At 66.3% G+C, this 13531-nt stretch carries 10 protein-coding genes; 4 read left to right on the top strand and 6 right to left on the bottom strand.

What is annotated here, in order from left to right; translation table 11 throughout:
- Window positions 1-104: 104 nt before the first annotated feature.
- Window positions 105-323 (bottom strand): hypothetical protein, encoded by a 219-nt coding sequence (locus KBX71_RS00700; RefSeq protein ID WP_210815935.1) that lies wholly within the window; start codon window positions 321-323, stop codon window positions 105-107.
- A gap of 306 nt (window positions 324-629) precedes the next feature.
- On the opposite strand from KBX71_RS00700, the gene KBX71_RS00695 reads away from it, so the two are divergent.
- Complete coding sequence (locus tag KBX71_RS00695; protein WP_210815934.1) at window positions 630-1490, top strand: DUF5753 domain-containing protein; 861 nt, start codon at window positions 630-632, stop codon at window positions 1488-1490.
- Window positions 1491-1500: 10 nt separating this feature from the next.
- The gene (locus KBX71_RS00690; RefSeq protein ID WP_210815933.1) at window positions 1501-1683 is read left to right on the top strand and encodes a DUF397 domain-containing protein; all 183 of its coding nucleotides are present in this window, start codon (window positions 1501-1503) and stop codon (window positions 1681-1683) included.
- An 805-nt stretch (window positions 1684-2488) separates the two neighbouring features.
- Here KBX71_RS00690 and KBX71_RS00685 read toward each other — a convergent pair.
- Complete coding sequence (locus KBX71_RS00685) at window positions 2489-4342, bottom strand: ATP-dependent endonuclease (RefSeq protein ID WP_210815932.1); 1854 nt, start codon at window positions 4340-4342, stop codon at window positions 2489-2491.
- 363 nt (window positions 4343-4705) lie between these two features.
- Here KBX71_RS00685 and KBX71_RS00680 point away from each other — a divergent pair, with 363 nt between their 5' ends.
- Window positions 4706-5227 carry a hypothetical protein gene (locus KBX71_RS00680; protein WP_210815930.1) on the top strand — a complete coding sequence of 174 codons (522 nt, stop codon included), beginning with the start codon at window positions 4706-4708 and terminating at the stop codon, window positions 5225-5227.
- Window positions 5228-5403: 176 nt separating this feature from the next.
- Here the strand turns inward: KBX71_RS00680 and KBX71_RS00675 are convergent, their stop codons facing one another.
- Window positions 5404-8277: a vitamin B12-dependent ribonucleotide reductase gene (locus KBX71_RS00675; RefSeq protein WP_374102562.1), complete on the bottom strand. Its 2874-nt coding sequence runs from the start codon at window positions 8275-8277 to the stop codon at window positions 5404-5406.
- 67 nt (window positions 8278-8344) lie between these two features.
- The gene (gene nrdR / locus KBX71_RS00670; protein WP_124822215.1) at window positions 8345-8833 is read right to left on the bottom strand and encodes a transcriptional regulator NrdR; all 489 of its coding nucleotides are present in this window, start codon (window positions 8831-8833) and stop codon (window positions 8345-8347) included.
- A 539-nt stretch (window positions 8834-9372) separates the two neighbouring features.
- Here nrdR and lexA point away from each other — a divergent pair.
- Entirely contained in the window at window positions 9373-10158 is a 786-nt protein-coding gene (gene lexA / locus KBX71_RS00665; RefSeq protein ID WP_210815926.1) for a transcriptional repressor LexA, read from the top strand.
- Window positions 10159-10231: 73 nt separating this feature from the next.
- Here lexA and KBX71_RS00660 read toward each other — a convergent pair whose 3' ends face one another.
- Together KBX71_RS00660 and hflX are read right to left on the bottom strand one after the other, a co-directional pair.
- A complete protein-coding gene (locus KBX71_RS00660; RefSeq protein WP_210815924.1) occupies window positions 10232-11953 on the bottom strand; it encodes a hypothetical protein in 1722 nt (573 codons plus the stop codon).
- 50 nt (window positions 11954-12003) lie between these two features.
- Entirely contained in the window at window positions 12004-13458 is a 1455-nt protein-coding gene (hflX, locus tag KBX71_RS00655; RefSeq protein WP_210815921.1) for a GTPase HflX, read from the bottom strand.
- Between the last annotated feature and the right edge of the window lie 73 nt (window positions 13459-13531).

Below are 13531 nucleotides of genomic sequence, written 5' to 3'. Positions count from 1 at the left end.
CATAGCCAAAATCACCTGATGCTGAGTAGTCAAAACGGCTCGTCCACAACTACTCAGCATCAAGTGATCGAGCCGGCTTCCCTGCCCGTCCGGCCGGACGCGGTTCACCGGACCCAGCCCAGGAAGCGCCGGTGCAGCAGCCCGGCGGGCACCCAGGTCAGATCCTCGGCCGCCCAGACCAGATAGGACCCCATGTAGAGGGCCAACGACACAGGTGCGCCCTCGAACTCGGCACGCAGCTCGGTGCGCCGGGTCCGGCAGGGCCAGGCCATGGCGCACCCACCGCAGGTCCACACCGGAAGAACCGGGCCGTGCGTGGTCACTCCTGCTCCTCCCCTGGCCAGAAGCCTCGGCGGATCGGGATGCGGTGCCTGGCTCGGCACGGCAGGTCTGCCCCACATCGACAGATCCGCCGCCACCGCCGCCACGACCAGACCGGCCGGTGCCGTCGCGCCAGAGTCAGCGCCACCGCCAGCAGATAGTCGTCGTACGGCACCCGCGGTCCCATGAGGCTCCAAAGATGGACTCCTATTTTGGAAGCACATCAAGGCTAAGAGTTGGACTCCTATTTTGGGAGCCTCTTCGCGGCGTGTCGCGATGTTCGCCGACGGTCGGGCCATAATCAGCCGGTGGTGAACCCGACGATCCAGCGACGGCGCCTCGGACTTGCCCTCAAGCGGGCTCGCGAAGGTGCAGGCAAGACGCAGGACGAGGCGGCTGCTGTCATCGACGCGGCAGCAAGCAAGATCAGCAGAGTCGAGCTTGGACAGTCAGGGATCAGGCTCACCGACCTGAACCTGCTGCTCGATCTGTACGGGATCCGGGGCGATGAGGCCGAGCCCCTACGCGACCTCGCACGAGCAGGGCGGCAACGCGGGCGCTGGAGCACCTACCGGAACGCCGTACCTGACTGGTTCCGCCAGTACCTGGACCTCGAAGGTGATGCGTCAGAGATCCGCTGGTACCAGCCAGAGGTCATCCCCGGAGTTCTCCAGATCGAGCCGTACATCCGCGCCATGAACGCGATCGCCCATCCTCGCCCGTCCACCGATGAGGTCGACCGGCAGGTCGCCGTCCGCATGGAACGTCAATCGATCCTGCGGCAGAACGATGGGCCGGACCTGAACTTCATCCTCAGCGAGTCAGCGCTTCGACGAAGTCTCGGCGACGGGACGACCATGCGCAGCCAACTCCTGCACCTGGCGGAGGTCAGCGAACAACCCAACGTCGTGTTGCAGGTATTTCCGTTCGACGCGCAGACCTACGAGACGGCGTCGTTCAGCTTCATCATCCTGCGCTTCGGTGATGACGCGGCATCCGACGTGGTCTACGTCGAGACCTTCACCGACGCCGACTACCTTGACCGGCCCGACGCCGTGCGCGCCTACACTCGACTGTGGGACCGTCTCCGGGCAGCCGCTCTCGGACCGGTAGAGTCGCGCAAGCTCATCCTGCGGATGGCGGACGACATGGAGCGGCAACAGACCTGAGAGAGTGATCATGGGAACCTCGGATCGCCCGGTCTGGCGCAAGTCGAGCTACAGCGACAACAACGGCGGCGCATGCGTCGAGGTAGCTGTCGTGAACGGAGGCATCGCAGTGCGTGACAGCAAAGATCTCAGTGGATCGAACCTTCGCTTCACGAGAGGCACATGGACGAGCTTCATACGGAGCATCCGATAGCCCAAGTCCAACGCTCGAAACACCTGCCGCCGACCATCAACGCCCGCACCTTTGCGGCCCGCCCGCGCCCGCATTGTTGCAAGAGCATGCGCCGACCAACTTTGCCCGAGATGATCGTCAGCCTGTTCAGGACGACGATTTGGCGCGCGGACGACACGGATATCTCCGGGTCTCCCAATGACAGCAGGGCCTGGGCCCGTTTCGCAGGCCCGGACTCCAGCCACACCCTCGCGGTTGGTGGAGACAATCCGCTCGTGGATGAGCGCGGCAGCACCCGCGCTCGCCTCTTGTTGATCGTGCCGTCACGCCGACAAGAGTGCACTCAACCAGTCCAATAAGAGCGCAATCCCATCCTCTGATTCTCGGTGCGGGACAGCCAAGGCCGGGGCGACGCCGTTCGTCCCTACCTGCCCAACCGACCATGACGGGCAAAGTTGCGTGATTCTGCGGTTCAGTGCGTCTATCCGCCGGGCGCGTGACCGATGTGGAATATTGCGACTATAGTCCGTTTGCGCAGATCCCGACCTACGAGCCGAGAGTGGCCCTGACCAGGCGTTTTCTCAGAGGTCGGCTAGAAACTGTCGTACAACCGTGCGATGGTATGAGCACCTGCGGAGGGAGGGGCATCGTGTCGTCTGCCGCGCACCGCGTGCGCCATGCCGTTCCACCCCAACCCAACTCCTGCCGCTGGTGCGGAACGCCTGAACGCGAGCATGCCCAACGGTGGGCCCCTTCGAAGGGGTGGCACACGTGGGAGACCCCGACTGCTGCTCAGCGGCGGGCGCGAATGCTCGCGCGGCGAACATTACGAATCAAGGGCAGCTAGCTTCTCCAACTGCAGAAACGTGTCGCGGAGTTCTGCCGGAACCTCTGCAGGCGTCTTGAGACTTCGGGCCATCTCGTACATCATTGACGCCTTCGAGGTGGGACCGATATCGCTTCCTTCTTTAAACAAGTTCAGTAGCGAAGTACTGAACTTGCCAGCCCGCAGCGGTTCGACCGATTCCAGATCCCAAGACTTTCCGTCGTTGCGCGGCCACACCAGGTTCGCCACATCGCACCACTGCTCGTTCGTGAAGATGCACTCAAATTCTTTGTCAGGCGTCCCCAGTAAACGAACGTGATTGACGATGTCGATACCCTCCTTTGCCAGGTTCGCATCACTGAAGATCTTGTTGTTCCTTCGACTGTCTGCATCAATAACTAGCATCACCTGTCGCTTCGACCGGGCCAGGTATCCGACGAACTTTAGCGCGCCTTCGTTATTGTGGCATCCAACGATCACGATCCCTGCCGCGTGCACTGGCCGGCCCGTGCTGAGGCGGAAAAGCATCGGGAATGACAGTTGCTCAGTTACACCTTCTACGCCTACGAAGCATCGCTCGTGAAGCAATACCGTGTTGCGCAGCCCCAACGCGATAGCAACATCGGCGAGGTACTGCCCGTTCGCGTCGTTGTCCAGGTCGGACAGCAGCCGATTTATCCGCGTGCGTTCACCTTCAAGCCTTAGGTGAACAATGTCCTCGATTGCCGCACCGTCGATCAGATTCATGGAGTGTGTTGCTATCACCATCGAGACACCAGGGACGGAGCACTGCTCGCGTATGAGCGCCATTACACGCCGTTGCTGAAGGTAGTCAAGGTGAGTGTCAGGTTCGTCGTACGCCAAGACGACGTGCTGTTGGTCGTCAGGAGAAGGGTGACTCTCCGCATCCCGTCTAAGGAGCTCGCTTGCCCACTCCCAGACGGCAAGGCTGATACGGCGGTTTCTTCCCGCTCCCACAGTGCTGAGGCTAACCGTTTCACCGCTAGTGCGGGCCAGCAGTAGCTTGGTGGATCGCAGGCCAGAGGTGAAGGACACATTCGGCTCGACGTCTACGCGGACCAGGTCCGGGCACCGCTGTTGAATGTGTTCGACGAGCCCCTGCGCGTCCTCGCGAACCCGACGGCCGAGCTCCGCCTCCAAGTCTCGCACTCGCTGCTTGAGATCCTCGTCCTCAAGATGGGCTCTGTAGCGACTATTCAACGCCGCCTTGATCGCGGCTTCGGCTGATTCAGCGTCGCCGAAGAGTAGAAACTTCGGCAGCGCTGCACTGACATCCTTACTGGCCGCGATCCACGCCTGCGTTCGCGGCCGGGTGGCGGCGAACTGGTCCAGTGCTGTCACCCAACTACTCCTGGACCTGGCGTCAGCAACAGCCGAGACCCCGTGTCCGCCTGCGATGCGTTTCAGGTCGGCGAGCGATCGAGCCTCAAGATCACGGAGGTTTTCATCCTCGGGAGCGTCGACAAGCAGTTCCAGGCGAACCCCTGACTCCTGGTTTCGGATTCGGCGCATCCGGACCATGTCGGGCAGCCCAAGGGCAGATTCTTCTTTCTTAGAGAGTCGAAATTCACCCTCGACCCAGGTGGTCTCGACTCGCTCGACGAGATCTCGAGCCTCGACCTCGGACACAGCGTGGTCTCCACCAGAGGCCGGCGCGAAGGTCCGATCCTCGTCGGTGAGCGGATGAGTGCCGAGCAGGAATGCAAGCGCGTCGATCGTGGCGGACTTTCCGCTGTCGTTAGGGCCTGTCAAGATCGTAGGGCGTCGGACCGGGACGGGACCAACATCCTGCAAGCTACGGAACCCGCGCACCGAAATCGAAATGAGCTGCATGGACGTCCTCCCCGTTTCCGTCTCGCCTTAGCCATAGGCGAAAGCCCACGAGCGTGCAGCACCTATTAGACGCGACGCGCAAGTAGACAGGCTATACCAGGCCAGCCTCAAGATGCGGCAGGCCCACCGGCTCCCGGCGCTGCAATCCCAAGCGCGCTCGCGTCCTCGTCTGACGGACGAGTGTCAGGTGGTTGCAACATTCGCGGGTAATGGTTACACAAGGTGGTAACCGAAATAATCTCACTTTTTCCACTTAGGCCCACGCGGACACCAACTCCCGCTCCCAGTTAATGGAATTGCCTCACCGGGGGTGCCTCAGTAAGTTCTTAGGACGACCCCTCAAAACGCAATCAAGGAAGCGGTATGGATCTTTACGATTTGAACGACGCAACACGCGCAGCAATGATCAACGAGGTTGAGGCGGACATCGAGACCGGCAGCCTGTTCGTGAGTCGACGCCTGAACGGCACCGGCATGAGCCGGTGGCCCCGGATGATGATTGACGCCGCAAGGACTGGCGATCCGGAGTCACTGGCGTTCTGCATACGCAGCGAGGGTCTACTTGTCGATCTAGAGGTCTCTCACCGAAACGGCCAACCATACGAAAAGAAGGTCCCCACCAACGCTGCTGAAACCTTAGCGCAAGGGGAGTTTGTCCGCTTTTACATGAGAGCGGTGTGTATCCAAGCATTGAGCGCAGGCACGAAGGTTAGGGTCTATCGTGCGAAGTCCGCCATGAACCCTCGACGTGAGTCGGAAGCCAAGATCGGGAATGTCGTCGACCCTGCCGAACTGCTTGCGGACCTACGACGCAACGTCGGAATGGATACATTTCTCGGACTGCCACCCGGGCCTAATTCCGGTCTCTGTGTTCGACTGATCTGAGGCGAGACATCGCGGCTCACCAGGATCAAGTGATGAGAAGTAGGCCAGAGGCGGCACCGGGACCTACTTTTCATCACTTGATCATGGCGATGACGTCATGACGAACGGCATCGAAAAAACGGCGCTGCCCCGGCCTCCGACGAGGGAGACCGGGGCAGCGCCGCGTTTCGCGTACGTCAGCTGCAGCCGCTGGTGGAGCCGCAGCCCTCGCAGACGTAGCAGCTACCGGCGGGGCGCATCTTCGTACCGCAGGTGAAGCAGAGCGGTGCGTCGGCGGCCTTGCCGATCACGGCCTCCAGCAGTTCGGTGCTGGAACCCACGCTCGGAGCCGGCTTGGCGGCGGCCACGTCGGCCATCTCCTGGGCCGGCTGGGCGACGGCCTCGGACTTGGCCGGGGTCTCCACCGGTGCGGACGACGCCATCGCGGTCAGCTCGACGCCGGTGACGGCGGCGGCCTCCGCGTCGGCCTCGGCCCGCAGCTGCGCGGCCCGCTCCGAGGCGGTGAAGATGCCCAGCTCGGCACGGCGCTCGTAGGGCAGGAAGTCCAGCGCCAGGCGACGGAAGATGTAGTCCATCACCGAGGCCGCCATCCGCACGTCCGGGTCGTCGGTCATGCCGGCCGGCTCGAAGCGCATGTTGGTGAACTTGCTGACGAACGTCTCCAGCGGCACGCCGTACTGCAGGCCGATGCTGATGGCCACCGAGAAGGCGTCCATCACGCCGGCGAGGGTCGAGCCCTGCTTGGACATCTTCAGGAAGACCTCACCGAGGCCGTCGTCCGGGTAGGACGACGCGGTCAGGTAGCCCTCGGCGCCACCGACGGAGAAGCTGACCGTCTCGGACGGGCGCTTCTTCGGCAGGCGCTTACGCACCGGCCGGTACTCGATGACCTTCTCGACAGCGGCCGGCGCGGCCGCTGCGGTCTCGACGGCGGCCGGCTCGGTGGCCTTGTTGGACTTGGCCACCGAGAGCGGCTGCCCGACCTTGCAGTTGTCCCGGTAGATCGCCAGCGCCTTGAGGCCGAGCTTCCAGCCCTCGAAGTAGATCTTCTCGACGTCCTCGACGGTGGCCGCCTCCGGCATGTTGACCGTCTTGGAGATGGCGCCGGAGACGAACGGCTGAATGGCCGCCATCATCCGCACGTGACCCATCGGGGCGATCGTCCGCTCCCCCATGGCGCAGTCGAAGACCGGGTAGTGCTCCGGCTTGAGGCCGGGGGCGTCCACCACGTGGCCGTGGTCGGCGATGTGCTCGACGATCGCCTCGACCTGCTCCTCGGGGTAGCCGAGGCTGCGCAGGGCGCGCGGCACGGTCTGGTTGACGATCTGCATCGAGCCGCCGCCGACCAGCTTCTTGAACTTGACAAGCGCCAGGTCCGGCTCCACGCCGGTCGTGTCGCAGTCCATCATGAAGCCGATCGTGCCGGTCGGGGCGAGGACGCTCGCCTGCGCGTTGCGCCAACCGTTCTTGTCACCGATCTTGTTGCCCTGAGTCCACTGCTTGGTCGCCTCACGGACGATCGCGGTGGCCACCGGGCTGGTCGGCTTGATCTCGTCGTTGGCCGCGGCGTGCTTGCGCATGACCCGCTTGTGCGGCTCGGCGTTGCGGGCGTAGCCGTCGTACGGGCCGACGACGCCGGCCAGTTCGGCCGAGCGGCGGTAGGCGGTGCCGGTCATCAGGGATGTGATCGACGCGGCGACCGAGCGGCCCTGGTCCGAGTCGTACGGCAGGCCGGTGGCCATCAGCAGGGCGCCCAGGTTGGCGTAGCCGATGCCGAGCTGCCGGTAGGCGCGGGACGTCTCACCGATCTTCTCGGTCGGGAAGTCCGCGAAGCAGATCGAGATGTCCATCGCGGTGATGACGAACTCGACGGACTTGACGAACTTCTCCACCTCGAAGCCACCGTCGGCACGGAGGAACTTCATCAGGTTGAGCGAGGCCAGGTTGCACGAGGAGTTGTCCAGGTGCAGGTACTCCGAGCACGGGTTCGACGCGGTGATCCGCCCGGTCTCCGGGCAGGTGTGCCAGTCGTTGATCGTGTCGTCGTACTGCAGACCGGGGTCGGCGCACTCCCAGGCTGCCTGCGAGATGGAGCGGAACAGCTTCTTGGCGTCGACGGTCTCGATCACCGAGCCGTCCAGCCGGCCGCGCAGGTCGAAGCCCTTGCTGTTCTCCACCGCCGACATGAACTCGTCGGAGACCCGGACCGAGTTGTTGGCGTTCTGGTACTGCACGCTGACGATGTCGGAGCCACCGAGGTCCATGTCGAACCCGGCGTCACGCAGCGCGCGGATCTTGTCCTCCTCGCGCGCCTTCGTGACCACGAACTCCTGGATGTCCGGGTGGTCGACGTCGATGATGACCATCTTGGCCGCGCGGCGGGTCGCGCCGCCGGACTTGATGGTGCCGGCGGAGGCGTCCGCGCCGCGCATGAAGCTGACCGGACCGGAGGCGTTGCCGCCGGAGGAGAGCAGCTCACGGGACGAGCGGATCCGCGACAGGTTGACCCCGGAGCCGGAGCCGCCCTTGAAGATCAGCCCCTCCTCCTTGTACCAGTCGAGGATCGAGTCCATCGAGTCGTCGACGGCCAGGATGAAGCAGGCGCTGACCTGCTGCGGCGACGGCGTGCCCACGTTGAACCAGACCGGCGAGTTGAAGCTGAACACCTGGTTCAGCAGCATCCAGGTCAGCTCGTGCGCGAAGACCTCGGCGTCGGCCGGGCTGGCGAAGTAGCCGTACTCCTCACCCGCGGTGCGGTAGGTGGTGACCACCCGGTCGATCAACTGCTTGAGCGACCACTCCCGCTCCGGGGTCCCCACCGCGCCCCGGAAGTACTTCGTGGTGACGATGTTGGCCGCGTTGACGCTCCAGGACTCCGGGAACTCCACCCCACGCTGCTCGAAGTTGATCGAGCCGTCCCGCCAGTTCGTCATCACGACGTCACGGCGCTCCCAGGAGACCTCGTCGTACGGGTGGACACCCTCCGTCGTCCACACCCGCTCGATCTTCAGCCCCACGCCTGCCTTGCTTCGTGAACGGCTAGTTGTCACGCCGTTGCCCCCCTCGTCTGCGCGGTCACCCACCGCGCGTCCCAATCTCTCGAAAAACTGTGAAGACTCAGCTGGTACGGCCGGCGGCCTCGACCGCATCGACCCGGGCCTGCGCCGCGGCCCGCAACGTCTCGATCTCGCGCTCGAAGTCGGCGAGTGAGTCGAACGAGCGGTAGACGCTGGCGAACCGCAGGTAGGCGATCTCGTCCAGGTCGCGCAGCGGACCCAGGATCGCCAGGCCCACGTCGTGACTGGGGATCTCGGCGGCCCCCTTGGCCCGGACCGTCTCCTCCACCCGCTGCGCGAGCAGCGCGAGTGAGTCGTCGTCCACCGGCCGGCCCTGGCACGCCTTACGCACCCCGCCGATGATCTTCGTGCGACTGAACGGCTCGGTCACCCCGCTGCGCTTGACGACCGCGAGGACCGCCTCCTCGACGGTCGTGAACCGCTTGCCGCACTCCGGGCAGGAACGCCGCCGCCGGATGAGCTGGCCGTCGTCGGCCTCCCGCGAGTCGACCACCCGGGAGTCAGCGTGCCGGCAGTACGGACACCGCATCGCCCACCTCCATAAAATGATCAACTGCGAGCACACCGGACACTCCCGGACACGACCGACCGCGACGGTGCCATCCTCGGATGACGCCCGCCGTGATCGACGTTACGGGAGTGCGGTCGGTAGTCAGACCCAACCTGTAGGCAACTTACGCCCGTGTCACTACTACATCTAGGGGTCGACCGTATGTCGCCGGGGAAGCCGGGTCAAGTTGATCGGCGTGTCCGGCGCGTCACGGACCATCCGGCCATCCACGCCCCGCAGCACGCCCGAAGACCCAACGCCACGGCCCCACCCGGGTTACCGGCCGGTGGGCCAGACTCGGCCGGAAAACGGTCGACGATCGAACACCAGTGCTACCTGACGTACCATTTATCAGAACATCCGTACGACAGGAGTGCTTTTTCACCCCGACACGCCGGTGAGAGGTCGTACAGATGTTTGAAAATGACTGATCTCACCTATACGGTCATGAACAACGTGGCACCACCGCACGCACCACGAGCCGACGAGGCACCCAGCGCCGACCAGGGAGGACGGACGTGACCGAGGACCGGGCCAGCCGGCCGAAGAGCCCGCAGCAGATCACCGAGGCGGGCCCCCCGGCCACCCGACGCCGCAGCCCCGCGCGCAGCCGGACGGGCCAGCCCGCCGTGCGCCAGGTCACCCCGGTGGTCAGCGCCTTCCCCGACCCGGCGACTGTCGACCTGACCGCCCGTCAGCGCCGCATCCTGGAGTTCATCCGCAACTGGGTGGAACGACACGGCTACCCGCCGAGCGTCCGAGAGATCGGCGAGGCGGTCGGCCTGGTGTCGCCGTCAAGCGTCGCCTACCAGCTCAAGGAGCTGGAGAAGAAGGGCTTCCTGCGCCGCGACCCGAACCGGCCGCGCGCGGTGGACGTCCGCGCCCCCAGCGAGGCGATCGACGACGAGATGTCGAGGGCACAGCGGCCGACCCCGGCATACGTGCCGATGCTCGGTCGGATCGCCGCCGGTGGGCCGATCCTCGCCGAGCAGGCCGTGGAGGACATCTTCCCGCTCCCCCGCGAGCTGGTGGGTGAGGGCGAGGTCTTCATGCTCCAGGTCAAGGGCGACTCGATGCTCGACGCGGCGATCTGCGACGGCGACTGGGTGGTCGTCCGGCAGCAGCCGACCGCCGACTCGGGTGAGATCGTGGCCGCCATGCTCGACGGCGAGGCGACAGTCAAGACCTACCGGCGGCGCGACGGGCACGTCTGGCTGATGCCGCAGAACCCCGCCTTCGACCCGATCCCCGGCGATGACGCCACCATCATGGGCCGGGTCGTGGCGGTGCTACGCCGGATCTGACCGATCGGCGGGTGAGTGCTGACAGCGCTCACCCGCACCGGTCGGCAGGGTCTGACGAGCGCCTCAGCGCCGATCAGTAACGGTCACCCCGGTGGCCGCGACCGCCCCCGGGATACTGCCCGTACGGGTCGACGGGCGGCTCGTCGTCGTCGCGTCGGCGGCCGGGCCGCTGACCCCGGTAGTCGGGCTCCTGCCCACCGCGCCGGGGCGGCTCCGCGCGACCGGGCTGACCGCCGTCGCCGCCGTACACGCCACCACCAGGACGACCGCCGCCGCCCTGCGGACGACCACCGCCGCCCGCTGGGGGACGACCGCCGCCGCTGGCCGGGGGACGACCGCCGCCACCCGCCGGGGGACGACCGCCGCCGCCGTAGACGCCGGCACCGCCGCCGTCCGGTCTTGGCGCACCGTAGCCACCGTCAGCCGGGGCCGGCCGAGCGCCACCGCCGTACACCGCACCACCCACCGGGGCTGGGCCGCCGCGACCCGCACCACCTGCCGGGGCCGGGCCGCCGCGACCCGCACCACCGCCGTAGACCGCGCCGCCGGCCGGCGCGCCGCCCCCGTAGACACCGCCCCTCCGCTCGTCATCGGCCGGGAACCCGTCGACGGCACGACCCGCACGCGGGCCGAACGGCTCGCCATCCGGGTCGGACGTGTCTGACGCGTCAGCCCCAGGCGGCCGACTGCGGGCACGAACGATGCCGAAGATGCCGCCGGCGACCAACAGCAGGCCGATCAGCCCGACCGCCCCGACCAGGTACGTGATGTCGTCGAGGCTGAGCCCGTCGGTCCAGGATTTCGAGGCGGCTGGCTTGCCGCCCTCCTCCTCAGCCAACGGCGCGGCGGTCGAACTGGACGGGGTGTAGCTGAGGATGTCGAGTGGCTCGTCTTCGGCGAAACGGCCGGCGTCGGAGACGGTGAGGAACGACTTGCCGTCCGAGGTGTAGCTGATGGCCTCGCCGAACGGGTCGGCCAGCGGCGTCACCCGCGGCTTGCCGGTGGTAAGTGCGCCCACGATGTCGCCACCGGTCACGTCGAACTCGAAGGCGTCCGCGTAGGTGCGCAGGACCACCCGAGTGCCGTCCGGTGCCCGGGACGCGCCGGTGATGGCGATCCGGCCGAAGGTGTTGAGGGTGTTCTCCGTCTCGGTCTTCGGCAGCGTGATCTCGCCTGCCTTACGCATCGGCACCGGGTCGGTGTCGCCGCTCTTCAGGGCCGCCGACGGCGTGAAGATCTCGGCCTTGCCGCTGGTCACCTTTGTGATGATCAGCGGTTTTCCGTCGTCGCCGATGAGTAGCGCCTCGGCGTCGTGCGGTTTGGCCTCGGGGTAGGAGAGCCGGTGCAGCGTCGGCTCCTTGGCGCCGGTGACAGGCATCGACCAGAGCGCTACGCGGCTGCGGCGCTCCTTCGAGTCGGGGTTGTCACCGGTGTCGGCGATCCAGAGGGTGCGCCCGTCCTTGGACAGGGCGAGATCCTCGGTGTCGAACGGGCCCTGCCCCGAGTAACGGACCGGCTCCTTCGAGATCTTGCACTTGGTGTCCAGGAAGAAGACCCGCTTGCGTGCCGTGACCTCGGTGCCGTCGTTGATGACGATGTAGCCACTCTTGGTGGCGATCAGCCCGGACAGCTCCCGTAGGCGCTCGTCGGCGATCGTGCATCGCTTCTGGCCGGGTTTGGCGGCGGGCGGCCCCGACGCCCCAGGGGCGGGAGCCGCAGCGGCGACTCCGGCGAGCGCCACGGTTGCCCCGAGCAGGCCGAGGGCAACCGTGACCGAGGAAACAACGCGGCGCATTCGGCCAGTGTCGCATGCCGCGCGTTTCCGGTGGATGACGCCGTGGCCGCTCAGGACCGGCTGCCGGCCGCCTGCCCCTGCCGCTCCACGTCGAACGCCGCCAACTCGGCAGCCAGCTCCGCACTGACGCGGACATGCAGCAGGGTGCCCTCCGGCAGGTGCGAGGTGCTGAGCACCTCACCGGTGCGGTGCACCCGGGACACCAGGTCACCCCGGTCGTACGGCACGACCGCCCGGACCTCCACGGCCGGCTGCGGCAGCCGGTCCTCGATCGCCGCGCGCAGCTCGTCCATGCCCCGCCCGGAGTACGCCGATACGAAAATCGCGTCCGGCCAGAGCCGCTTGAGCCGCAGCAGGGTGTCCTCGTCGGCCGCGTCGGTCTTGTTGACCACCAGCAGCTCGGGGAGCCGATCCGCGCTCACCTCGGCGAGCACCTCGTGCACCGCACGGACCTGCTCCTCCGGATCCGGGTGGGTGCCGTCGACGACGTGCACCACCAGATCCGCCTCGGCGACCTCCTCCAGCGTCGAGCGGAAAGCCTCGACGATCTGGTGCGGCAGGTGTCGGACGAAGCCGACAGTGTCGGAGAGGGTGTAGACCCGCCCGTCCGAGGCGGTGGCCTTACGGGTGGTCGGGTCCAACGTCGCGAACAGCGCGTTCTCCACCAGCACGCCCGCGTCGGTCAGTCGGTTGAGCAGGCTGGACTTGCCGGCGTTGGTGTAGCCCGCGATGGCCACGGCGGGGACGGAGTTGCGGGTGCGTCGGGCACGCTTGGTGACGCGTACCGTCCGCATGTTCTTGATCTCGCGACGCAGCCGGGAGATGCGGTGGCGGATACGCCGCCGGTCGGTCTCCAGCTTGGTCTCACCGGGACCACGCACACCCACACCGCCACCGGCGCCGCCGCCCCGGCCGGAACCACCGGTCTGGCGGGAGAGCGTCTCACCCCAACCACGCAGTCGGGGCAGCAGGTATTGCAGCTGGGCCAGCTCGACCTGCGCCTTACCTTCCTTGCTCTTGGCGTGCTGGGCGAAGATGTCGAGGATCAGCGCGGTGCGGTCGACGACCTTGACCTTGGTGCGCTGCTCCAGGTTGCGCAGCTGCGACGGGGACAGCTCACCGTCACAGATGACCGTGTCGGCGCCGGTGGAGAGCACCACCGCGCCGAGGTCGTCGACCTTGCCGCGGCCGATGTAGGTGGCCGGGTCGGGTCGGGTACGACGTTGGATGAGCCCTTCGAGCACCTGCGAACCGGCGGTCTCGGCCAGCGCGGCGAGCTCGGCCAGCGAGTTTTCCGCGTCGGTGACCGTGCCTTCGGTCCAGACACCCACCAGGACGACCCGCTCCAGCCGCAGCTGCCGGTATTCCACCTCGGTGACGTCGGTGAGCTCGGTTGACAGGCCCGGGACGCGTCGGAGGGACTGCCGCTCCGACAGCTCCATCTCGCCGGTGGTGACGTCGTCGAGCTCGTCCTCGACGGGGACAAAGCTCTCCTGGTCTCGCAAGCGGTTCTCCTGTCCGTTTTGATAAGTAGAACGTAATCCTGACATGCCACAACGCCGAACGCACCTGCTATAT

This window comes from Micromonospora sp. D93, from assembly GCF_018070365.1.
GTDB lineage: Bacteria > Actinomycetota > Actinomycetes > Mycobacteriales > Micromonosporaceae > Micromonospora > Micromonospora ureilytica.
This window is presented reverse-complemented; position numbering and strand designations above follow the sequence as displayed.

Bases quoted from the DNA above. Each gene is read 5' to 3' on its own strand.
- nrdR (WP_124822215.1), bottom strand. From the start codon at position 8,833: ATGCGGTGTCCGTACTGCCGGCACGCTGACTCCCGGGTGGTCGACTCG.
- KBX71_RS00685 (WP_210815932.1), bottom strand. From the start codon at position 4,342: ATGCAGCTCATTTCGATTTCGGTGCGCGGGTTCCGTAGCTTGCAGGAT.
- KBX71_RS00690 (WP_210815933.1), top strand. From the start codon at position 1,501: ATGGGAACCTCGGATCGCCCGGTCTGGCGCAAGTCGAGCTACAGCGAC.
- KBX71_RS00680 (WP_210815930.1), top strand. From the start codon at position 4,706: ATGGATCTTTACGATTTGAACGACGCAACACGCGCAGCAATGATCAAC.
- KBX71_RS00660 (WP_210815924.1), bottom strand. From the start codon at position 11,953: ATGCGCCGCGTTGTTTCCTCGGTCACGGTTGCCCTCGGCCTGCTCGGG.